The organism is Micromonospora sp. NPDC023869, from assembly GCF_055559695.1.
The window spans coordinates 156539-178100 of the sequence record NZ_JBVHKD010000004.1; the positions used below are offsets into that span (position 1 = coordinate 156539).

20 protein-coding genes are annotated in these 21562 nt (G+C 73.0%); 4 read left to right on the top strand and 16 right to left on the bottom strand.

Annotated features, from left to right (window positions below; genetic code table 11):
• Positions 1–4: 4 nt before the first annotated feature.
• From ngcE to ACZ31C_RS14100, 3 genes are read right to left on the bottom strand one after another with little or no spacing between them, the layout of a single operon-like run.
• Complete coding sequence (gene ngcE / locus ACZ31C_RS14090) at positions 5–1408, bottom strand: N-acetylglucosamine/diacetylchitobiose ABC transporter substrate-binding protein (protein WP_449951256.1); 1404 nt, start codon at positions 1406–1408, stop codon at positions 5–7.
• A 25-nt stretch (positions 1409–1433) separates the two neighbouring features.
• The gene (locus ACZ31C_RS14095) at positions 1434–2183 is read right to left on the bottom strand and encodes a sugar isomerase domain-containing protein (protein WP_465795611.1); all 750 of its coding nucleotides are present in this window, start codon (positions 2181–2183) and stop codon (positions 1434–1436) included.
• Positions 2180–3142: a MurR/RpiR family transcriptional regulator gene (locus ACZ31C_RS14100; RefSeq protein WP_350696747.1), complete on the bottom strand. Its 963-nt coding sequence runs from the start codon at positions 3140–3142 to the stop codon at positions 2180–2182. Before ACZ31C_RS14100 ends, ACZ31C_RS14095 begins: the two co-directional genes overlap by 4 nt.
• Before the next feature lie 190 nt (positions 3143–3332).
• Between ACZ31C_RS14100 and ACZ31C_RS14105 the strand changes: the two genes are divergently transcribed.
• The gene (locus tag ACZ31C_RS14105) at positions 3333–4322 is read left to right on the top strand and encodes an N-acetylglucosamine kinase (RefSeq protein ID WP_465795612.1); all 990 of its coding nucleotides are present in this window, start codon (positions 3333–3335) and stop codon (positions 4320–4322) included.
• 337 nt (positions 4323–4659) lie between these two features.
• On the opposite strand, the gene ACZ31C_RS14110 is transcribed toward ACZ31C_RS14105, so the two are convergent.
• On the bottom strand, positions 4660–5172 hold the full coding sequence (locus tag ACZ31C_RS14110; protein ID WP_465795613.1) for a GrpB family protein: 513 nt from the start codon (positions 5170–5172) through the stop codon (positions 4660–4662).
• Positions 5173–5191: 19 nt separating this feature from the next.
• Here ACZ31C_RS14110 and ACZ31C_RS14115 point away from each other — a divergent pair, with 19 nt between their 5' ends.
• A complete protein-coding gene (locus ACZ31C_RS14115; protein ID WP_465795614.1) occupies positions 5192–6649 on the top strand; it encodes an acyltransferase family protein in 1458 nt (485 codons plus the stop codon).
• Here ACZ31C_RS14115 and ACZ31C_RS14120 read toward each other — a convergent pair.
• The 4 genes from ACZ31C_RS14120 to ACZ31C_RS14135 all read right to left on the bottom strand — a co-directional run bounded on the left by ACZ31C_RS14120 (position 6621) and on the right by ACZ31C_RS14135 (position 11298).
• Entirely contained in the window at positions 6621–8111 is a 1491-nt protein-coding gene (locus ACZ31C_RS14120; protein ID WP_465795615.1) for a CoA-acylating methylmalonate-semialdehyde dehydrogenase, read from the bottom strand. The genes ACZ31C_RS14115 and ACZ31C_RS14120 overlap by 29 nt on opposite strands.
• 56 nt (positions 8112–8167) lie before the next feature.
• A complete protein-coding gene (locus ACZ31C_RS14125; RefSeq protein WP_465795616.1) occupies positions 8168–9460 on the bottom strand; it encodes an aspartate aminotransferase family protein in 1293 nt (430 codons plus the stop codon).
• Between the two features lie 103 nt (positions 9461–9563).
• The gene (locus ACZ31C_RS14130; protein ID WP_465795617.1) at positions 9564–10427 is read right to left on the bottom strand and encodes a hypothetical protein; all 864 of its coding nucleotides are present in this window, start codon (positions 10425–10427) and stop codon (positions 9564–9566) included.
• A 13-nt stretch (positions 10428–10440) separates the two neighbouring features.
• Positions 10441–11298, bottom strand: coding sequence for a hypothetical protein (locus tag ACZ31C_RS14135; RefSeq protein WP_465795618.1), 858 nt, complete (start codon positions 11296–11298; stop codon positions 10441–10443).
• Between the two features lie 139 nt (positions 11299–11437).
• Between ACZ31C_RS14135 and ACZ31C_RS14140 the strand changes: the two genes are divergently transcribed.
• Positions 11438–12517 (top strand): hypothetical protein, encoded by a 1080-nt coding sequence (locus ACZ31C_RS14140; RefSeq protein ID WP_465795619.1) that lies wholly within the window; start codon positions 11438–11440, stop codon positions 12515–12517.
• A 3-nt stretch (positions 12518–12520) separates the two neighbouring features.
• Here ACZ31C_RS14140 and murD read toward each other — a convergent pair whose 3' ends face one another.
• Positions 12521–13870 carry a UDP-N-acetylmuramoyl-L-alanine--D-glutamate ligase gene (murD, locus tag ACZ31C_RS14145; RefSeq protein WP_465795620.1) on the bottom strand — a complete coding sequence of 450 codons (1350 nt, stop codon included), beginning with the start codon at positions 13868–13870 and terminating at the stop codon, positions 12521–12523.
• Between the two features lie 89 nt (positions 13871–13959).
• Between murD and ACZ31C_RS14150 the strand changes: the two genes are divergently transcribed.
• On the top strand, positions 13960–15315 hold the full coding sequence (locus ACZ31C_RS14150) for a MurL-like N-terminal domain-containing (protein ID WP_465795621.1): 1356 nt from the start codon (positions 13960–13962) through the stop codon (positions 15313–15315).
• Between the two features lie 6 nt (positions 15316–15321).
• Here the strand turns inward: ACZ31C_RS14150 and ACZ31C_RS14155 are convergent, their stop codons facing one another.
• From ACZ31C_RS14155 to ACZ31C_RS14185, 7 genes are all read right to left on the bottom strand, one after another.
• Positions 15322–15987 carry a response regulator gene (locus ACZ31C_RS14155; RefSeq protein ID WP_465795622.1) on the bottom strand — a complete coding sequence of 222 codons (666 nt, stop codon included), beginning with the start codon at positions 15985–15987 and terminating at the stop codon, positions 15322–15324.
• Positions 15984–17153: a sensor histidine kinase gene (locus tag ACZ31C_RS14160; protein WP_465795623.1), complete on the bottom strand. Its 1170-nt coding sequence runs from the start codon at positions 17151–17153 to the stop codon at positions 15984–15986. Before ACZ31C_RS14160 ends, ACZ31C_RS14155 begins: the two co-directional genes overlap by 4 nt.
• Complete coding sequence (locus tag ACZ31C_RS14165; RefSeq protein ID WP_396743178.1) at positions 17150–17431, bottom strand: hypothetical protein; 282 nt, start codon at positions 17429–17431, stop codon at positions 17150–17152. The genes ACZ31C_RS14160 and ACZ31C_RS14165 overlap by 4 nt, the downstream gene beginning before the upstream one ends.
• Before the next feature lie 94 nt (positions 17432–17525).
• On the bottom strand, positions 17526–19259 hold the full coding sequence (locus ACZ31C_RS14170) for a PucR family transcriptional regulator (RefSeq protein ID WP_465795624.1): 1734 nt from the start codon (positions 19257–19259) through the stop codon (positions 17526–17528).
• 40 nt (positions 19260–19299) lie between these two features.
• On the bottom strand, positions 19300–20106 hold the full coding sequence (locus ACZ31C_RS14175) for a TrmH family RNA methyltransferase (RefSeq protein ID WP_465795625.1): 807 nt from the start codon (positions 20104–20106) through the stop codon (positions 19300–19302).
• A gap of 49 nt (positions 20107–20155) precedes the next feature.
• Positions 20156–20695 carry an RNA 2'-phosphotransferase gene (locus ACZ31C_RS14180; protein WP_465795626.1) on the bottom strand — a complete coding sequence of 180 codons (540 nt, stop codon included), beginning with the start codon at positions 20693–20695 and terminating at the stop codon, positions 20156–20158.
• Entirely contained in the window at positions 20692–21555 is an 864-nt protein-coding gene (locus ACZ31C_RS14185; RefSeq protein ID WP_465795627.1) for a LysR family transcriptional regulator, read from the bottom strand. The genes ACZ31C_RS14180 and ACZ31C_RS14185 overlap by 4 nt, the downstream gene beginning before the upstream one ends.
• Between the last annotated feature and the right edge of the window lie 7 nt (positions 21556–21562).

Here is a 21562-nt window from a genome sequence, read left to right on the forward strand (position 1 = left end):
GGTGTCACGCGTCGCGGGTCTGCTTGGTGATGGACGAGTCCTTGGCGACCTTGTCGGCGGCGGCCTGCATCTTGTCGACGAACTGCGCGGCGGTGAGCCGGCCGGCCATCAGCTCCTGGGAGAGGTTCTGGCTCTCCTTGTCCAGGTCCGCGTAGAAGTTCCAGAACTTGATCGAGACCAGGTCCTTCGGCGCGTTCTTCATCAGTTCGTTGGCGCTGGCCAGCGCCGAGTCCTGGACGTTGTCGCCGGAGCCGGCGGTGGAGGCGAGCGACTTGGTCAGCTCGGCGAACTTCGCCGAACCGGCCTTGGAGAGCACCGCCCGCAGGAACTCCTTGGCCGCCGCCTTGTTCGGGGCCTTGCTCGGCACCACGATGCCCTCGCCCGCACCGGCGTAGACGTCGTTGGGCGCCTTGTCGGTGGCGCCCAGGCCCCAGTAGTCGGAGATCTTCATCTCGAAGCCCGGCGGGATGGTCGCCGCCATCTCGTTCTTGAGCCAGGTGCCGACCTGGATGAAGGCCGCCTTGCCGTCGAGCCAGGCCTGCTGCGACTGGGTGTGGTCGAGCTTGCCCGGGAGCACCAGCTTGTCCTTGACCAGCTTCTCCCACACCTCCAGGGCCGGCAGGATGCCGTCGGCGCGCCAGGCGTTCTCCTTGAGGTTGTCGATGTCGATGACCGCCTGCTTGCCGGCCGACTTCCAGACCGTGGCCATCAGCGCCCAGCGCGGGTAGTAGCCGTGCACGGCGTCGTAGACGTACGGCGACAAGCCCTTGGCCTTGATCTTGGGGGCGAGGGCGAAGAACTCGTCGAAGGTCTTCGGCGGGGCCCAGCCCTCCCGGTCGAACAGAGCCGAGTTGTACCAGTTGCCCCAGACCGTGTATGCGATGTTCACCACGTAGAACTTGCCCTGGAAGGTGCCGTCGGCGACGGTGCCGGGCAGCAGGGTGTCGGCGACGGTGCCCCCACCCTCCCAGGCCGGGGCGGCGAGCAGGTCGTCCAGCGGCTCGATGGCACCCTCGTTGACCAGGGTGCTGATGTCCATCATGTCCGCGCCCGAGTTCATCACGACGTCGCTGGGCTGCGTCGCCATCTTGGGCTGCTCTTCGGTCTTGATCTTCTGGGTCGAGCTCATGTTGACGGTGATGTTCGGGTGCTTGGCGTTGAAGATCGCCTGGTCTTCCTTCGCCCAGGCGTCACCCAGTCCACCGTTGAAGATGACCACCTTCACGGCGCTGTCGGCCTGCACGCCGAAGGGGTTGTCGGTGCTCTTCTCCCCGGCGTTGTCGGTGTTCTCGCTGGGCGTGCTGCCCGCGCAGGCGCTGAGCAGACCCGCGGCCGGGGTCACCAGGAGGCCCGCGGCAGCCGCGCGGCGCAGCAGGGTCCGGCGGTTCAGATCGGGGGAAACGGTCATCTCTGACTCTCCTTGTGGTGTCGGGTCAGGCGGTGCGCCGGAGACGTCCGGCGTACCGCGACTCGAGGGCGAGGTTGTGCTCGTCCCCACCGGGGACGTTGGCGGAGAGGTAGATAGGGGGTGCCTCTCCGGCCTGGTGGAACCGTCGTACGACCTCTGCGGTCAGCAGCTGCGCCAGCAGCGCCGAGGTGACCGAGGAGACCGCACAGACCGCGCCGCCGCCCTCGAGCGGCAGCAGTGCGTCGCCGTACGGCGCGCCGTTGTCCAGCACGACGTCGGCGAGATCGACGAGCCGCCGGCCGGACGGGTGGCGCGGCGCGACCCGTCCGGTGTGCTCGACCGAGGTGACCGCGATCAACGGGTGACCGCGACCGGTGACCAGCAGGGCCAGTTCGACCACCGAGCCGTTGATGCCGGACTGGGACGCCACCACGAACACGTCCTGCGGCTGCGGCGCGGCGATCTCGTAGAGCTGGTGGGCGATGGCCGGGTCGCGCTCCAGCTTCGGGTCGGCGAGCACGTCACGCGGGGCGTCGCCGTGCAGCACCAGGTCGTGCAGGGTGATCCGATTGGTGGGCACCAGCCCGCCGGCCCGGGCCACCAACTCGGCGGCGAACGCCTCGGAGTGCCCGGCGCCGAACGCCTGGAGCACCCCGCCGTCGCGCAGGCTGGCGGCGATCAGGTCGGCGGCGCGGCCGAGCGGCTCGTGCCCCCGGTCGACGAGACGGTCGAGGACGGGGCGGACGGCGTCCGCGTACCCCTGGGCGCTGATCATGCGCTGGCTCCCCTCGCGGCCTTGTGTCCGTCGACGGCCTGGGCGGTACGCCGGAAGGCCGCGTGTGCGCGGTCGTGGGTGCGCTGGGCGACCGCGATGTAGAGCAGGTCGAGGACGACCAGTTGCGGATGCCGGGCCGACAGCGCGTCCGGGCGGAACGTGGTGGCGTGACTGGCGGTCAGCAGCACGATGTCGGCCAGTTCGGCCAGCGGCGAGCGACGGAACCCGGTCAGCGCGATCGTGGTCGCGCCCCGGCTGCCGCCCTCGGCCACCATCTCGATGGCCTCCCGGGTCTGGCCGCTGTGCGAGATGCCCAGCGCGACGTCGCCCGGGCGCAGCAGCGCGGCGGAGGCGAGCCCGGAGTGCACGTCGTTCCACGCCCAGGCGGCCACCCCGATGCGGTGCAGGCTGAACTGCATCTCCTCGCCGACCAGGGCGCTGCCGCTGGCGCCGAAGATGTTGACCCGGCTGGCCCCGGCGATGGCGTTCGCGGCCCGTTCCACCTCGTCGAGGTCGAGCAGCGCGGCGGTGTCGTGCATGGCTCGGGTGTCGGCCGCCATGATCTGTTCCAGGACCCGGTCCAGCGGGTCGCTGGGCTGGATCTCGCGTCCGATGTCGACGGTCCACCCGGCCGACCGGGCCCGGCCGGTCTCGGCGGCGATGCCCAGCCGCAGGTCGGCGTAGCCGTCGAAGCCCATCGCCCGGCAGAACCGGGTGACCGTGGCCGGTGAGGTGCCGCTGCGCTCGGCCAACTCGACGATGGTGGCCCGCGCCGCCGCCTCCGGGTCGCTGAGGACGTGCTCGGCGACCCGGCGCAGCGCGCCGGTCAGCTCGTCGGACCCGCTGCGCACCCGAGCGAGTATCCCGCCCGAGGCGACGCCGAGGGCGCCCCGCCGGTCAACCCGGTCGGCGTCGGCCACCGCGGTGCCCGCGGAGGTGTCCGCCTCGTGATCAACCATGGGACGCCTTTCGGAAAAGACTGTTAACTGATAGTGGTAAAAGTTCTTACTGAAGCCACCTCTGTGTCAAGACCGTGGGCGAAGTTTTCAAACTGTTACCTGGCGCACCGTCCGGGGACCCATCCCCGTCTTGCTCTGGAGAGACGCCGCGACCAGCATGAACGCAGATCGATCAAGGAGGTGGGCGCCGATGTCCGACACCGTCGTGATCGGCCTCGATATCGGCGGCACGTCCACCCGGGCGCTCGTCGTGACCCTCGACGGCAGCCGACTCGGCACCGGCCGAGCCGGCGGCGGCAACCCCACGAGTCACGGCGCCACCCGCGCCGCCGGGGAACTCCTGACCGCCCTCCGCGCGGCACTCGCCGGCATCGACCCGACCCGGGTACGCGCCGGCGCCATCGGGCTGGCCGGAGCCGGCCGCCTCCGGGCCGACCCGGCCGGACTCGCCGCCTTCGCCGACGCCTGGCGGGCCGCCGGGCTCCACTGCCCGTACGCGGTGCACGGCGACGCCCTCATCGCGTACGCCTCGGGCACCGCCGCACCCCGGGGCACCGTTCTCGTCGCCGGCACCGGCGCCGTCGCCGCCCAGGTCCGCGACCTGTGCCTGGACCGCGTCTCCGACGGGCACGGCTGGCTGCTCGGCGACGCCGGTTCCGGCTTCTGGCTCGGCCGAGCGGCGGTACGCCGACTGCTCACCGCCCTGGACAGCGGCACCGACCCGGGCGACCTCGGCCGACGGGTACTCACCGAACTGACCGGATCCGCCGAGATCGCGCCCCGCCCCCGGGACACCGTCGACGCGCTCGTGCAGGTCGTCACCCGCCGCCCACCGGTGGAACTGTCCCGACTCGCCCCGCTGGTGCTCGATGCCGCCGCCTCCGGCGAGCCGACCGGGGTCGCGCTGCTGGACGCGGCCAGCGCGCACCTCGCCGACACGGTCGGCCGGATCCGACCGGCCGACGACACCGATGTCCTGGTGCTCGGCGGCGGGCTGCTGACCGGCGACACCCCGCTGGCCGCCGCCGTCCACGCCGAGGCCCGGCGACGCTGGCCGTACGCCCCGGTCCGACCGGCCGGGGACGGCGCGGCCGCAGCCGCCTGGCTGGCCGCTCGCGAACTGCCCGAGGTGACCGACCCGACCGCCCTGCACGCCCGCCTGGTCCCCCCACCCACCTGACCCACCCGCCCCCGACCACCTCGGCCAACGGCCACGCCACGACGCTCGCATGTGCACTCACACTCGCGGCAATATTTCGGACATCGATGGAGGGCATTGCCGAATGTTGCAGTCGAGCACTCCCGAAAGCAGCCGGTCCATCTTCCTCAACCGCCTTTGCTCTGCTTCAACCCACGCGACGGAATCGGCTCAGATTCATTGCGTCGGTTGACGCAGAGCAAAGGGGGCTGGGAGGACCCCATGAGCGGCGGGCAGTCAGGTGCCGTCCTCGGGTCCACGCGTCGGGGCGGACTGCTGCGGCTGCGGCGGAGCGCCGACGAGCTGCGCGATCAGGTCGTCACCGTTCCGGATGACTGGCGGTCGGTGGTTGCGTCCTGTCCCGTACACCGAGGACCTCGTTGACGAAGTCGTCCTTGTTGCGCGCATAGGCCGCCAGGTCGGTGCCGTGCGCCCGCGCGAGATCGCGCTTGAGTCGCTCGTACCGGGACCGGTAGTCCGCGCGCCCCCGTAGCGCGTCGCGGAACGCGATCCGTCGCCGCCACAGCAGCGAAACCGGTTCGGTGAGGTGGAGCTGAAAAGTGCGCTCCCACCAGTTGTCGGTCGCCGGCTTGAAGAAATAGTGCGCTTCCTCCGGGCGGTGCACACCATTGCGGTAGCCGAGTGCGGTCACCACTTCGATGGCGGCAACCGCCTCTGAGAGGCTGCGGACCGGCGCCAACATGTCGATGATCGGTTTCGCCGCCAGGCCGGGAATCGATGTCGAGCCGATCTCATCGTCCCATTCTCGGCGACCCCGCCCGGACGGCGGTCGGCCGCCCCGGACGACGGTCAGCCGCCCGCTGCGCGTCACGGGCGCATACCCTCGGACCATGCGCCGCCTGGCCCGACTCGCCGCACGGACGCCGGCCGACCGCGAGCGCTACCTCGATCTGCTGCGGGCCTTGGCGATCATGATGGTCGTCCTCGGGCACTGGGCGGTCGCGACGATCGGCTACGACGAGCGCGGGCAGCCCGACGGTCACTCCGCCCTGCCCGCGATCCCGTGGGCCTATCCGCTGACCTGGGCGGTCCAGGTGATGCCGGTGTTCTTCCTGGTCGGCGGCTACGCCAACGCCGCCTCGCTGACCGCGCACCGCAGCCGTGGCGGCGACGCGGCCGGGTGGCTGCTCGGGCGCAGCGCCCGCCTGCTGCGTCCGACCAGCGCGTTGGTGCTGGTGTTGGCCGGGGGCGCGTTGGCGGCCCGGCTGGTCGGGGTCGAGCCGAGCATGGTCCGCACCGTCGTCTGGTTCGCCACGATCCCGCTGTGGTTCCTCGCCGCCTATCTCGTGGTGGTGCCGCTGACCCCGCTCATGTACGCGCTACACCGCCGTTTCGGACTGGCCGTACCGGTCGCGTTGGCGCTACTCGTGGCCGCCGGGGACGTCGGGCGGGCGATCGGCTACGAGACGGCGGCCCTGCCCAACTACCTGCTCGGCTGGTTGGCCGTGCACCAGGTCGGCTTCGCCTGGTACGACGCCCGCCGGGGGCACTGCGACCCGACCGGTGCGGGCCGGTGGACCCGCTGCCTGCCGATGTCCCGCCGTGCCGCCCTGGTCCTGGCCGTCGCGGGTCTGGGCGTCGCGGTGCTGCTCACCAGCGTAGGCCCGTACCCGGTCAGCATGATCAACCTGCCCGGACAGCGCCTGGACAACGCGGCTCCGCCGAGCGTGGCGTTGCTGGCCGTGGCCACCGCCCAGCTCGGGCTGATCCTGCTGCTGCGTGAGCGGGCCGAACGGTGGCTGCACCGCAGCCGACCCTGGCAGGTCGTGATCGCCGTCAACTCGGTCGTGCTCACCGTCTTCCTGTGGCACCTGAGCGCGGTGATCCTGCTGGTCGGCGCGCTGGACCGGCTGGGTGTCCTGCCCACCCCACCGGCCGGGTCGGCGGCCTGGCTGGCCTGGCGGCTGCCCTGGGTACTGCTGCTCGCCGTGGTGCTCGCCGCGCTGGTCGCGGTCTTCGGCCCGATCGAGGCCCGCACCGGCCGCTCCACCGCGAGTCGGGACGGTTCCGACGCCCCGCAGCCCACGTCGGGCTCACCCGACGCCGGCCGCCCGGAGATCCCGCACCACCCGCAGGAGGACCGCCAGCCGCCCGGCCGGTGGGCGGTCGTGCGGGGCGTACTGGCCGTCGCCGGTTTCGCCGCCGTCGGGTACGCCCTGGTGGCCAACAGCGCCACCGCCAAGACCGCGCCCGAGCCGCTCGGGCTGCCAGCCGCCGCCCTGGTCGCCTACCTGGCCGGGGCGGGTGTCCTGCGCCTGCTCAGGTCTGGGTGGGGAAGCCGAGGTTGACCCCGCCGTGGCGGGGGTCCAGCCACCTGCTGGTCACCACCTTGCCCCGGGTGAAGAACGCCACCCCGTCGGCGCCGTGCGCGTGCAGGTCACCGAAGAGGGACGCCTTCCAGCCGCCGAACGAGTAGTACGCCATCGGCACCGGGATCGGCACGTTGACACCGACCATGCCCGCCTCCACCTCGTGCTGGTAGCGGCGGGCCGCACCGCCGTCGTTGGTGAAGATCGCCGTGCCGTTGCCGTACGGGCTGGCGTTGACCAGGGCCACCGCCTCGTCGTACGAGCCCACGCGCAACACCGAGAGCACCGGGCCGAAGATCTCGTCGGTGTAGATCGACATGTCCGGGGTGACCCGGTCGAACAGCGTCGGACCCAGCCAGAAGCCGTCCGGGTCACCGTCGGGCGTCACGTCCCGGCCGTCCACCACCGCCACCGCGCCGGCCGCCACGCCCGCCTCGACGTAGGACCGGACCCGGTCCGCGTGCGCCGCGGTGACCAGCGGACCCATGTCGCAGCCACGCCGCCCGTCACCGGTACGCAGCCCGGCCATCCGCTCCGCGATCCGGGCCACCAGGTCGTCGGCGACCGGCTCCACCGCGACCAGCGCCGAGATCGCCATGCACCGCTCCCCCGCCGACCCGAACCCGGCGTTGACCGCCGCATCGGCGGCCAGGTCCAGATCCGCATCGGGCAGCACCACCATGTGGTTCTTCGCACCGCCGAGCGCCTGCACTCGCTTACCGGCGGTGGTGCCGCGCTGGTAGACGTGCCGGGCCACCGGGGTGGAGCCGACGAAGGACACCGCCTTGACCGTCGGGTGATCCAGCAACGCGTCGACGGCCTCGGCGTCGCCGTTGACCACGTTCAGCACCCCGTCGGGCAGGCCAGCCTCGGCGAACCACTCCGCCAGCAGCAGCGCCGCACTCGGGTCCTTCTCGCTCGGCTTGAGCACCACCGCATTGCCGGCGGCGACCGCCACCGGCACGAACCAGAGCGGCACCATCACCGGGAAGTTGAACGGGCTGATCACCGCGACCACCCCGAGCGGCTGCCGCAGGCTGTACGAGTCGACCTCGGTGGAGACGTTCTCGCTGAACCCGCCGCGCAGCACCGACGGGATGCCGCACGCGTACTCGATGACCTCCAGGCCGCGCTGCACCTCCCCGGCGGCGTCGGCGAGCACCTTGCCGTGCTCGGCGGTGATCACCTCAGCGAGCCGGTCCCGGCGGGCGTTGACCAGCTCCCGGAAGGCGAACAGCACCGCCGTCCGCTTCGCCAGCGACGCGTCCCGCCAGGTCCGCGCGGCGCGCGCGGCCGCCTCGACGGCCACCGCCACGTCCGCGGCACAGGCCAGCTCCACCTGGCCGGTACGCCGACCGGTGGCCGGGTCGAAAACGTCCCCGCGCCGGGTCGAGGCGCCGCCCACCCGCTTGCCGTCCACGAAGTGCCCGATCAGTTTCACTGAGTCACCTTCCGTTCGCGACTGCGGGGCTCGCAGAACCGGCTCACTCCTCGCGCTCACGCGGCCACCTCCGCCCGGATCGCCTCGACCAGGACGGCCAGCCCCTCGCGGGCCTCCTCCTCGGTGAGCGTCAACGGCGGCCCCATCCGCAGCACGTTGCCGTAGAGGCCGCCCTTGCCGACGAGCAGTCCACCCTGCCGGCACGCCTCGAACACCCGCCCGGTCAGCGCCGGGTCCGGCTCGTCGGTGCCCGGCCGGACGAACTCCACGGCGAGCATCAGGCCCTTGCCGCGTACCTCGGCGACCTGGTCGAGACCGGCCACCGCGGCGCGCAGGCCGTCAGCGATGATCGCGCCGACCCGGGCGGCGTTGGCCTGGAGGTCGTGATCGAGCAGGTAGTCCAGGACGGCGTTGCCGGCGGCGGTGCTGAGCGGGTTGCCGCCGAAGGTGGAGAAGCTGATCGCCGGCACCGACTCCAGCACCTCGGCCCGACCGACCACACCGGCCAGGGCGAACCCGTTGCCGACGCCCTTGGCGAAGGTGAGCAGGTCGGGGGTGACGCCGTGGGCCTGGTAGCCCCAGAAGTGCTCGCCGGTCCGCCCCCAACCGGTCTGCACCTCGTCGGAGATGAGCAGGATGCCGTGCTCGTCGAGGACCTTCTTCCAGCCGGCGAACAGGCCGTCCGGCCCGTGCACGAACCCGCCGACGCCCTGGATCGGCTCGGCGATCAGACAGGCCACGTCGCCGGAGGTCTGGGTGGCGAGCACCTCACGCAGGTCCTCCACCGCCGCGTCGACCCGGTCGCCCTCGGGCAGCCGGGCCAGCAGGCCGCGCAGCCGCTCACCGGAGTGCAGCCAGGCCACCTGGAGCGGGTTGAGCGCGCTGGCCGACCAGCCCCGGTTGCCGGTGGCGCCCATCGTCGCGTACGTGCGGCCGTGGTAGCTGTTGCGGACCGCGAGGATCTGGTGCGAGCGGCGGTGGTTGGTGGCCATCAGCAGGGCGGCCTCGTTGGCCTCGCTGCCGGAGTTGGTGAAGAAGACCCGGGCGTCCGGAATCCCGGAGAGCCGGGCGATCTTCTCGGCCAACTCCACCTGCTGCCGGATCAGATAGAGCGCCGAGGTGTGCACGATCCCGGTGCCCAACTGCCGCTGCACCGCCTCGCGGATCTCGGCGATGTCGTAGCCGATCATGTTCGTCAGCACCCCGCCGAAGAAGTCCAGGTAGGTGCGCCCCTGCGCGTCGGTGACCCGGCGCCCTTCACCGGAGACGATTTCGAGCGGCTCGGCGTAGTAGAGCGGCATCCAGGACGGCAGCACGGCCCGGTGCCGGGCCAGCAGATCGTCGGTCATCGTCGCACCCTTCGGTTCGCGGTCACCGCGACGGTGTCACCACCGTCACCGCCCGGACAAGAGCCAACGTGTCGCCTGCTGGTCCGCAGCCGTTGACAGAACGTCAACGTTTTCCGTCGTCGACAACGGATTCGACCACGTTTCCGGTGGCGACCCCGGGCCTCGGCTTGCGTTTTCCGCCAGCCCTCCGCCGGTACGCCGAGGCGTGCAGGGCCACCGCGACCAGGACGAAGCCCACCCACCCGGCGGCGATGGCGACCGCCCCGGAGACGTCCTGTCCCAGGTGGACACCGGTCAGGAAACCGAGCAGGGCGAGGCTGTTGCGCAGGAAGTGCCGACAGAACGCGGGCAGGTCCCGCCGGACCTCCACCGCCACCAGCACGCCGGCGTACGGGAAGGTCACCACCAACCCGCGCAGCAGCTGGCCGAGCAGTCCGGTCAGTACCGCACCGGCGAGGATCAGTAGCAGGCGTCGCACCGCCGACAGCCGGCCCGGCGGCCGTACCGCGCCGACGGGCTGAGTGTCCGACGTCGGCGCGGGCCACGCGGCCGGGGCGTGCCCGGTGGTCGAGGTGTGCCGGATGGCCGGGGTGTGCCGCGCGGTGCGGCGGCGCAGGACCGGCACGGCCAGCAGCCACAACGCCAGGACGCCGGCCAGCGTGGGAAGGAACGGCAGGGCGAACGGCCGGACCGCCGCCGCGAGCGCCAGGTAGGCCACGACGCCGGCCGCGTCGGCCAGCAGGATCGGCCAGCGCAGCCGGTGGTGGGCCGCCGCCACGACGCCGAAGAACACGGTGAGCCCGACCACCCCGACCACCTGCGCCCCGTCCACGCGGTGGTCGGTGGCCAGCAGCGCCGCCGTCATCGGCACCGGCAGGGCCGCGACGAACGCCCGCCAGTGCAGCGGGCGGATCAGGCTCACCGCCCAGACCACCGCCGTGACCAGCAGTACGCCCTGCGCGGTCACCGGCGGGGCCGGGTCAGCCGTCGAAGGTCGCCAGCGCGGCGCACGCGGCGAAGGTGTCCCCGGCCCGGACCACGTCGTCCGGGTGCACCGAGTACCGGTTCTCGGTGATCACTCCGTGGGCGCTCATGCCCGCCGTCCAGCACGCCGTGCCGTCCCAGCGGATCAGGTTGACGTGCAGGTCGGCGGGGACCACGACGGTGGCCAGCAGTCCCACCCGGACCCCGGCGCAGCGCTGCGCCGCCACCAGCTCCATCAACTCGTCGGTGAGGTCGGTGTAGGTGAAGATCCGGGTGATCCGCACCCCACGGGCCAGCGCGGCCTGGTTCTCCGTCCAGTACTGCCGGCCGATGTCGCTGCGCCACCAGGCGAGCCGTGGCAGCACGTTGGTCAGCGCCTGCACCTCCCGGACGCAGTCCCGGGTGGCCGCCAGCATGTCCTGGTAGTCGGTGCCGGGACGCACGATGCGACCCTGCCGCAACTGGGCCAGGTCGGCCTGGAAGCGGGCGAACCGACGTTGCGTCTCCTCGGCCACCCGGCTCCCGGGATGACGGTCGACCGCCTCCCGCGCGGCGGCGACCACCTCGGGGGTGGCCTGCACCAGCCACGGCGGGCCGACCAGCAGCGTCCGCAGCTGGAACCGGCGCTCGGCGCGGGCCAGCGAGTCCACCAGCAGCGAGATGGTGATGCCCATCAGGCCGGCCAGCAGCGACTCCACCCCGCTGGCCGCACCGGTCAGGTCCAACGTCACGGAGAGCGTGACCGACAACGCGATGCCGATCAGGGCGATCGGATCGGCGTACGCCATCAGCCGGGCGATGCCGACCGGTGCACCGAACCCGCCGTGCCGTACCCGGCGCAGTGGTGATGCCATCGACCACCTCCCGTCACGGACTGTGGTCAGGGTACGACCCACAGGCCACGGACCAGCCGCACCGACCCGCCAGCCCGCTCCGCCGCCCACCGGCCCGCTCGACCGTCGCGCCGGGCCGTCGGCCGGTACGATCCGATCCGTGCCCGAGCGTCCCGTCCCACCGCCCGTGGCCGCGTCACCTCCCGCCGCCGGACCGGCCGGGCCACCACCGCCCGCCGGCACCCGCGATCCCGTCCCGCTGCCGTGCAGCGACCCCGCCGACCCGGCCGCCGCGATCACCTACGGCATCAGCCGCTGGGTCGACAGCCCGCCGATACGGGACCTGGTCGCCGGCTTCGGCGGCCGATGGCCCACCGGCGACCTCGGTGCCGTGCTCGCCGCGCTCGACGAGTTCTCCGCCGCGCACTGGGACTTCCGCGCAGGACGGGAGCGACCCGAGGCCCGGGAACCCGACCTCGACGCAAACCGCCGCACCCGGGTCCGCGCCGCCGCGGACGCGCTCGGTCTGGTGCGGCCCCGGCCACCGGCCCGCACCCGGTACGCGCACCTGGTGGTGCTGGGCGGCCTGGCCCACGCCTGCCTGCGCCGGGTGGCCTACGCCGCCCACCTGCTGCGGGAACGGGTCGACGTCACTGGCGAGGTGGCGGTGCTGGGCAGCTTCCGGCCACTGTCCGAGGCGGAACGCCGCACCCTCGCCGACGCCGACGTGGCCGGCGCAGACACCGAGGTCGACGTGCTCGACGCGGCGGTCCGGCGCACGTTCGGGCTACGCGAACCGGACGCCAGCGACGGCGTGGACGCCGGACATCCGCACCACTCCTGGTCGTCGCGGACCTACCAGCCGGCCGGGCTGCCGCCGGTGCGGGTGCTGGCCGCCCCGTCGAGCGAGCCGCAACGACGACGCGCGCACACCGCCGACACCCAGCGGTTCTGGGCCGAGCACGCCCGACTCTCCCCCGGCGAGCCGGTCCTGCTGGTCACCGCACCGATCTACGTGCCGTTCCAGCACTGCGACGCGCTGCGCACCCTGGCGGTGCCGTACGGCTGCGAGATCGACACCGTAGGCGTGGACCCCGCCCGACCCGACCTGGACCATCTGCCGGAGCCCACCCTCACCCCAGGCCGGTACCTGCAGGAGATCCGCTCGGCCATCCGCTCCATGCGTACGTTGCACGCCGCGCTGACCGAGGTCGGTCAGCCCGACGACCGGACCGGCTGACGGTCAGGCCGGGGCGGTGGCGCGGACCGCCTCGGCGAAGACCTCCGAGCGGTGCTCGAAGTTGCGGAACCGGCCGTAGCTGGGCGCGGCCGGGGAGAGCAGGACCACGCCACCGGCCGGCGTGACCTGCCGGGCCAACTGGACCGCGTCGGCCAGGTCCTCGACCAGCTCGGTCCGCACCTTCGGCAGCCCGTCCAGCGCCTCGACGATGCGCGACCCGCTGTCCGGGATGCCGATCACGGTCAGCTCCCGCTCGGCCAGGTGCTCGCGCAGCGGGGTGTAGTCCACGCCCCGGTCGGCGCCACCGACGATCACGGTCAACGGCCGCCCGTCGTACGCGTCGATGGCGTGCATGGCCGCGTACGGGCTGGTCGCCAGTGTGTCGTCGACGAAGGTCAGACCGGACGGGTCGACGATCTCGGTCAACCGGTGGGCCAGCCCCTGGAAGCCGGCGACCGCCACGGCCAGGGTGTCCTTGCGGTCGACCAGGTCCACGCCGAGGGCGTCGAGCACGGCCAGCGCCACGCAGAGGTTGCCCTCGTTGTGCCGACCGACCAGCGGCAGCACCGCCCGGGGGAACAACGGCTGGTCGACCCGATGGAACCAGGGCGTACCGTCCGGGCCGGCGGCCACGTTCACCGACTCCGCAGTGCCGGCGCGTACCGCCGCGCGGTCGCCCAACTCGACAAGCAGCCGGGGATCGCCACCGTTGACGACCACGGTGTTCGGCCCGTACGCCAGCAGGTTGAGCTTGTCCCGGTAGTACTCCCGCTCGCCACCGTGCGCGTCGAGGTGCTCGGGGAACAGGGCGGTGACCACCGCGACCCGCGGCGAGTCGGTCAGGTCGCTGCACTGGTAGCTGGACAGCTCCAGCACGTACAGCTCGGCGTCGGGCAGATCCAACGTCGGCACGCCGATGTTGCCGCCGAAGACGTTCGGCCGGTCCACCGCGGTCAGCAGGTGGTGGATCAGGCTCGACGTGGTGCTCTTGCCCTTGCTGCCGGTCACCCCGACGGTGCGCGAGCCGTGGTCGGCCATCCAGAGCGAGGTGCCCTGGGTGACGGTGGCACCCTGGCGGCGCAGCTCCACCAGCCACGGGTGGGTCTGCGGCACCCCCGGCGACCGGACCACCACGTCGGCGGCGGCCAACCGGGCGAAGCCCTCCTCGCCGATGATCAGCGGGGCCGCCTCCGCCAGCGGCCCCTCCCAGGGCAGCGAGAGGAAGTTGGCGCTGTCGTCGACGGCGACCAGGTCGGCCGGGCCGTGGGCGGCAATCGCGATCACCGCGGCCCGGCCCTCCCGACCCGCCCCCCAGACGGCGACGGTACGTCCGCGCAGGTCAGACAGGCGCACAGCTTCTCCTCGGGTGCGACGGCAACGGGGCACGTGCGGGGTCCGGCGGAGCCGGGCACGGCCGGACGAACCAGGGCCTAGTATGGCGTGTGCCCAATACGCAGCTGGCGCGGATGGACGCGTTCACCTTCCCGTCCTACTCGATCGATCTCTCGACCGGGGAGGCGTTGTTCGACTACGCCCTGACCGGGCCCGAGGGCGAGCAGCGATTCACCGAGGTGATCACGCTCCCGGTGCCGGAGGAGTCACCGTCGGACGCCGCCGTGGCGGCGCTCGGCCGGGTGCTGGAGCTGCTGCACGTCGTGGCCGGCGTCAGCTACTACAAGGCCGCCGCGCCGGGGCAGCTAGTGCTGCCGGCGCCGCTGGGCCCGGCCGCCGCCGAGTTCGTCACCGCCGTCTACACCAAGGGCCTGGCCGAGTACGCCTACCGCAACCAGTTGCCGTACGTGCTCGACCTGTCCCCGGTGATCCCGGAGGGCCGGGTCGCCCCCGTCACCGAGTACGACAACTCGGACCGTCGACCGCTCAGCGCGGTCGGCGGCGGCAAGGACTCGATCGTCAGCCTGGAGGCGATGCGTCGCGCCGGCCTGGACCCGGTCCCCTTCTCGGTCAACCCGAACCACGTGATCAACGCGGTGAACGCGGCCTCCGGACTCACCCCGTTGGCCGCCCGGCGACGCCTCGACCCGGTGCTGTTCGAGCTGAACGCGGCCGGCGCCCGCAACGGGCACATCCCGGTCACCGCGATCAACTCGCTGATCGCGGTCGCCACCGCCGTGCTGCACGGGCTCGGACCGGTGGTCATGTCCAACGAGCGCTCCGCCTCCGACCCGAACCTCATCTGGAACGGCCACGAGGTCAACCACCAGTGGTCCAAGGGCGTCGAGGCCGAAGGGCTGCTCCGGGCGGCGCTGGCCGAGCACGCCGGGCTCACCGAACCGTACTTCTCCCTGCTGCGCCCGCTGTCGGAGCTGCACATCGCCCGGCTGTTCGCCACCATCGACCGGTACGACGACGTGGTGACCAGTTGCAACGCGGCGTTCAAGCTGCGCGACGCCAGCGAGCGCTGGTGCCGCGACTGCCCCAAGTGCCGGTTCGTCTTCCTGGCTCTGGCCCCGTTCATGTCCCGCGAGCGGATCACCCACATCTTCGGCGGTGACCTGCTCGCCGACGACACGCAGATCCCCGGCTACCGGGAGCTGCTCGGCGTGGACGGGCACAAGCCGTTCGAGTGCGTCGGCGAGGTGGAGGAGTCGGTGGTGGCACTGAGCCTGCTCGCCCAGCAGCCGGACTGGCGGGATGCCCCGGTCGTCCGCACGCTGGTCGCCGCCGTGCCGGACAGCGCGTGGGCCACGGCCGCCACCTCCGACGTCTTCACCCCGGGCGGCGGCCCCAGCTTCGTCCCGCCCGCCTACACCAAGGCCCTGCACTCGCTCAGCGAGTGACGGGCGTCAGGCGAGCCGGTGCCGGATCGCGTACGCCGCCGCCTCGGTGCGGTTTCGCGCACCGATCTTGGCGAACGCGTTGTTGGTGTGCGTCTTGATCGTCGTCTCGGCGACGAACAGGGCCGCCGCGATCTCGGCATTGGTCCGCCCCGACGCGAGATGGCCGAGCACCTCGGCCTCCCGCTGGGTCAACCCGTCCGGCAGCCGGTCCGCCACCACCTGCGCCGGCCGGGCCATCGCCTCGACCAGCCGGGCGGCCACCACCGGATCGAACAACCCGTGCCCGGTCGCCGCCGCGCGCAACGCCATCCCGATCTCGGCCCGCCCGGCGTCCTTGGTCAGATAGCCACACGCCCCCGCCGCGAGCGCCCCGGCGATCGACTCGTCGTCGGCGTACGTGGTCAGCACCACCACCGCCACCTCCGGGAAGCGCTCCCGGACCTGGGCGGTCGCGGCGATGCCGTCCAGCACCGGCATGCGCAGGTCCATCAGGACCACGTCCGGCCGGTGTTCGGCGACGAGATCGAGGGCCCGCGCGCCGTCGCCGGCCGCCCCGACCACGGTCACCCCGTCGGTGAGTTCCAGCAGGGCGGTCAACCCCTCCCGAACCAATTGCTGATCGTCGACCACCACCACCCGCAACTGACCATCCGCTCGCTGACGCTCGCTCATGCCGGCACCTCCGCCGCGACACGCCATGCGCCGTCGACGACGCCCGCCTCCAGGGTGCCACCGACCAACGCGATCCTCTCCCGCGCCCCGGTCAGCCCGTGCCCGCCCGGTCCGGGTCGGGTGCCGGCCGGGTCCGGGGCCGGGTTGTCCACGATCAGCCGGGTGCGCGGCCCGCGATAGTCCAGAGCCACGCTGACCGGGGCACCCGGGGCGTGCCGGGCCGCGTTGGTCAGCGCCTCCCGGACGGTACGCAGCAACGACACCTCCGCCCCCGACGGCAGGTGCCGAGGACTGCCCTCGGTCCGCAGCGTGATGGTCGCCGCATGGTCGGCACGGAACCCGGCCACCAGGTCACCGAGGGCACGTGGCAGCGGCGGCACGTCGGTACGCAGCGCGGCCACCGCCGCCCGTGCCTCGGCCAGGCCGTCGTTGGCCAGCCGCCGGGCCCGGCGGATCCGCTCGGTCGCGCCCACCACGTCGCCCTGCTCGCCCAGTTGCGCCTCGGCGACCGCCAACTGCACACCGAGCGCACCCAGCGAATGTGCCAGCACGTCGTGCAGCTCCCGGGCGATCCGCGTCCGCTCGTCCAGTGCCGCCGCCCGGGCCTGGGCCTGCTGGGTACGCGAGGTCTGCTCCAGCAGTAACGCGGTCTGCTCGGCCCGCAGCCGGTACTCACGCCGGTGCAGGCTGAACAGCACCAGCACGGCGATCAACGCCGGCTGGGTCAGCATCGCCGTCGGTCCCCGCCCGGAGAACCAGAGGACGACCGACAGCACCGCGATCACCCCGCCGGTGAGAGTCAGGATGGCCGCCATCGGCATCCGGGGCAGCAGCACGAACGTGAACAGCCCCGCATACACGAAGATCAACGCCGAGGCGTCGTCCGGCACCCCGGCGACGGTGGACGCCGTGAGCGTGACCAGGGCCAACGCGCCTCGGGCGAGCCGGGGCCACCGGCTGTCGGCCACCAGGAACAGCACCCAGCAGGCGAGGGCGGCGGCGAGCACCGGCCGCACTCCGGCACCCGGCGGCGTCAGGTACAGCCAGGCCCAGACCAGCAGCGCGCTGAGCACGATCCGCACCAGCCAGCCGGTCTCCGGGTCGTCGGCCCGCAGCAGCCGTACGCCCCGGCGGGTCGCCCGCCGCAGTCCTCCGCCCACGATCACTCGCGTTCCCGCACCAGGGTCAGGATCAGGTCCAGCACCAGCAGACGGTAGGCGACGAACGCGAGCCCCACCACGCCGAGTACCACCAGAATCGCGACGATCACCCGACCGGTCATCCGGCCGCCCTCCTTCTCGATCACCCGGTCGATGACGGCTCCGGCCAGCCGGGTGCTCCGGTTGCCCTTGCCGTCGCCGGCCAGCAGATAGTTCGCGGCCCGTACGACGGTGCCGTGACGCTCGGTCCGGGGTGTGGTCCTGCCGTGGTTCCGCTCGGTCATGTCCCGGAACGCTACGAACGGCACCGGGTGGACCGGCACCACCACAGGGTGGAGATCAGGGTGGAGCCACGCCGTTCCACCGCATCCCGTCGGGTCAGGAGGTGCGGATGGCGTCGAGGGCGAGCAGGGCGACGTGCAGGGAGAGGCAGGCGTCGACGGAGTCGAGGTCGACGTCGAGGATGCGGCCGATGCGGGCCAGCCGCTCGTAGAACGCCGGCCGGGACAGGTGTGCCGCGGCGGCCGCCGCCGACTTGTTGCGGCCCTGCTCCAGGTACGCCCGCAGGGTGCCGAGCAGGGGCTCACGCGGGTGCCGGGCGTCGTACGCCAGCAGTGCCCCGAGCTCACGCTCGACGAAGGTCTGTAGGCGCGGCTCGTCGCGTAGCAGGTGCAACAGCCCGGCGAGCCCGACGTGCGGCAGCCGGAAGATCGGCAGGTCCCGCCGGTCGTTGCGGGCGGCCTCGGCGACCTGCCGAGCCTCGATCAGCGACCGGCCCGCCTCCCGCAGGCTGCTGACCCCGGAACCGGCCGCGATGATCAGCCCACCGGCATCCCTCCCGCCCCGGGCAGCCCGGGTCGCCGCCGGATCGGACGATCTCGCCTCGGGACGGTGCCGGCGCAGCGCGGCGGCGAACGAGGCCAGCGACCGCTCCTCCGCCGCCGGGTCGGGCAGGGCCAGCAACGCCCCCACCGCCTGGTCGTCCACGGCACTGGTCAGGCCGGTCAGGTTCGCCTCCCGCACCGCCTGACCCACCGCCTCGGCCAGATCCCGCAGCCGGGCCGGACCGGGATCGTCCCCGTCACCGGCCCCGGTCGCGCCGCTCTCCGGGTCGTCGGCCCGATGCCGGACCACCACCCCGACCAGGTGCCGACGCTCCAACACCAGCCCGAGCCCCCGGGCCCGCAGGGCCACCTCGTCCACCGGGCGGGAACGGTCCAGCAGCGCGGTGAGCAGGGTGCGGTGGATCTGCCGTTCCAGCCCTTCGGCGTCCCGCCGGATCAGCCGGCCCAACGCCAGCGTCGACGCGGCCCGCTCGACCAGGATGGTCAACCGCGTCGGCGGCGAGAGCCCGCCGGTCACCGCGTCCCGCGCCGAGTTCCACTCGCCCCCGCCCGGCCAGCGCAGCAGCAGCCGTCCCCAGTCCTCCCCCCGCGCGCCGACCATGGTCACCAGCCAGCCGCTGTCCGGGTCGTAGACCGTCCGGCCGGCCGGCCGGATCCGCCGCGAATGCTGCTCCCAGCCGTCGAGCAGCAGTTCGGCGTTCTCCCGCGCCGGGTCGTACGCGAGCACCTGCCGGGACAGGTTCTCCAGCACCACCGGGCAGCCGGACAGCTCGGCGGCCTGCCGGAGCACCTCACCCGGGTCGGCACCCTCCACCGACAGTTCGGTGAACCGCTGGTGGATCTCCTCCGTCGCCCGCAACTCGGAGAGCTGCGCGTCCACGATCAGTCCGTGCACCGCCTCGGTGACCCGGACGAACGGGGTGGCCCGGCGCAACTCCACCAGCGGCAGCCCGTGCCGTTCGGCGGCGGCGGCCATCACCCGGGGCACCCCGGTGTGATACCGACGGCCCAGCTCGACCACCAGCCCGGAGACGCCGACCTCGGCGAGGTCCGCGATGAACGCCCGCAACCCGGCGTCCTCGCCGGGTAGTCCGATGCCGGTGGTCAGCACCAGCTCGCCACCCCGCAGCAGGGTGGCGATGTCCGGCACCTCGGCCACGTGCACCCAGCGAACCGGCCGGTCCAGCCCCGCCTCCCCGGCGACCAGGCGCGGCGCACCGTGGCGGACCGGGTCCAGCGCGAGGACCTCACGGACGGTAGGGAACACGGGCGACACGGTACCCGCAGGTCGGCCCGAACCTCGACGGTCAGGCGTCGTCGCGGCCCAACTCCCAGCAGGCCACGGCAGTGGCGGCGGCGACGTTGAGGGAGTCCACGCCGCGCCGCATCGGGATCACCACCCGGACGTCGCTGGCCGCCATCGCCGCCGACGTCAACCCGGCCCCCTCCGCGCCGAGCAGCAGCGCGGCGCGGGCCCGCTGCTCCGGCGCGAGCCGCTGGATCGGCACCGCGTCCGGGGCCGGCGTCATCGCCAGCACGGTGAACCCGGCAGCCCGCACCTCGTCCAGCGCCGCCAGCCAGGGCTCCAGCTTCGCGTACGGCACGGCGAAGACCTCGCCCATGCTCACCCGTACGCTGCGCCGGTAGAGCGGGTCGGCGCAGGACGGCGAGAGCAGCACCGCGTCCACCCCGAGCGCGGCGACCGCACGGAAGATCGCGCCCAGGTTGGTGTGGTTGTTGACGTCCTCCAGGATCACCACCCGGCGGGCGGTGGCGAGCACCTCGGCGGCGCTCGGCAGCGGCGTGCGCCGGAACGACGCGAGGACCCCCCGGTGCACGTGGAATCCGGTGGCCTCGCGCAGCACGTCCTGGCTGGCGGCGTAGACCGGGGCGTCACCGGTGTCCAGGTCGGCGAGTTGGTCGACCCGCTTGGCGTCGACCAGGTACGACCGTGCCGGGTACCCGGCACGCAACGCCCGGCGCAGCACCAGCTCGCCCTCGGCGATGAACAGGCCGTGCGGTGGCTCCCAGCGGGTCCGCAGCTCGACGTCGGTCAGCGCACGGTAGTCGCCGATCCGCTCGTCGTCCGGGTCGGTGATCAGGTGGACAGGCACCCGCCGATTCTGCCGGACACGTCACCATCCTCCGCACCGGCGTACCGCCTCACTCAGCGACGACGATCCGGTCGGGCGGGACGTGGGCGGTGAGCCAGACGCCGCTGGCGGCCCGGTAGAACAGGTGGCCGGTCTCCCGCATGCCGGCGGCGTCGACGGTGAGGACCACCGGTTCGCCGCGCCGGGCCCCGACCGTGACGGCGGTCCGTCGGTCGCCGGAGAGGTGCACGTGGGTACGACCGCGCGGCCGGAGTCCGTCGGCGCGGATGCCGGGCAGGAAGCGGGCGACGGTGCCGTGATAGAGCAGCGGCGGAGGCGGCACCGGCGTCAGGCGCAGGTCGACCGGGACGGTGTGGCCCTGGGCCGCCCGGATCCGCCCGTCTCGGACCTCGAACCGTTGTTTGTCGGTGTCGCCGGTCAGCCGGGCCAGCAGCGCGCCGTCGATGCGCCGACCGTGGCGGGCCAGCGCGGCGAGCAGCACCTGCACGTCCACCCAGCCGGCGGAGTCGAGTGTGATCCCGACGGCGGCGGGCTGGTGACGCAGCACGTACGCCAGGAACTTGCTGGCCGCGGTGGTTCGGTCGGTCACGGTCGTGGCCCGAGCCGGTCGAGCAGGTCCCGCACGACCGGCTCGCGTGGTGGGCGCCAGGCCGCCCAGTAGCGGATCCTCGGCAGACCGTGCACGGGGACGGCGCGCAGCCCGTCGGGGAGTTCCACGCAACCGTTGACGACGGTGGCGCCGACGCCGAGCGCCGACAGGTGCACGAGCAGGTCCCAGCCGTCGACCTCGGCGGCGACCTGCCAGGTGACGCCCGCGTCGAGCAGCGCACGGTCCAGCGCCCGCCGGTGTGCGCGCCCGGCCGGGGGGACGACGAGGTCCAGCCCGTCGAGGTCACGGAGTCGGACCTGCTGCCGCTCGGCCAGCGGGTGCCCGTCGTCGATCACGAGCACCTGCCGGTACGCGGCGATCTGCGTCGACTCGTACTGCCGTCCCGGTGGATCGTGCGCGACCACGGCGAGGTCGGCACGACCGGCGGAAATCGCGGCGAGGGCGGCGTCCCGGTCGGCGGTGATCACGTGGACCCGGCGGCCCTGGCGGCCGAACTGCCGGATCGGCTCGGCGATCACCCAGCGCAGCGTGCCCCGGCCGGCGGCGATGGTCATGGTGGGTGCGGAGTCCTGGTGCAGTTCCCGCAGGAACTCGTCGGTGCGGCGGCGGGTGTCCGACGCGTACGCGGCGAGGCGTTCACCGGCGACGGTCAGGGTCAGCCGACGGCCGTCCCGCTCGTAGAGGTCCACCCCGAGCGCGGTGGCCAGTTTGCGGATCTTCACGTGGAGCGAGGGCTGGCTGATGTGCAGCGCCGCAGCGGCGGCGGTGAAGTTGCGGTGCTCGGCGAAGACCGCGAACGACCGCAGTGCGTCGGCTTCCAGCAGGTCCCGCCCGTTCATAGCGTGC

Coding starts and splice junctions, on each gene's coding strand:
- ngcE (WP_449951256.1), bottom strand. CDS start 1,408: ATGACCGTTTCCCCCGATCTGAACCGCCGGACCCTGCTGCGCCGCGCG.
- ACZ31C_RS14095 (WP_465795611.1), bottom strand. CDS start 2,183: ATGATCAGCGCCCAGGGGTACGCGGACGCCGTCCGCCCCGTCCTCGAC.
- ACZ31C_RS14100 (WP_350696747.1), bottom strand. CDS start 3,142: ATGGTTGATCACGAGGCGGACACCTCCGCGGGCACCGCGGTGGCCGAC.
- ACZ31C_RS14105 (WP_465795612.1), top strand. CDS start 3,333: ATGTCCGACACCGTCGTGATCGGCCTCGATATCGGCGGCACGTCCACC.
- ACZ31C_RS14115 (WP_465795614.1), top strand. CDS start 5,192: ATGCGCCGCCTGGCCCGACTCGCCGCACGGACGCCGGCCGACCGCGAG.
- ACZ31C_RS14125 (WP_465795616.1), bottom strand. CDS start 9,460: ATGACCGACGATCTGCTGGCCCGGCACCGGGCCGTGCTGCCGTCCTGG.
- ACZ31C_RS14135 (WP_465795618.1), bottom strand. CDS start 11,298: ATGGCATCACCACTGCGCCGGGTACGGCACGGCGGGTTCGGTGCACCG.
- ACZ31C_RS14155 (WP_465795622.1), bottom strand. CDS start 15,987: ATGAGCGAGCGTCAGCGAGCGGATGGTCAGTTGCGGGTGGTGGTGGTC.
- ACZ31C_RS14165 (WP_396743178.1), bottom strand. CDS start 17,431: ATGACCGAGCGGAACCACGGCAGGACCACACCCCGGACCGAGCGTCAC.
- ACZ31C_RS14185 (WP_465795627.1), bottom strand. CDS start 21,555: ATGAACGGGCGGGACCTGCTGGAAGCCGACGCACTGCGGTCGTTCGCG.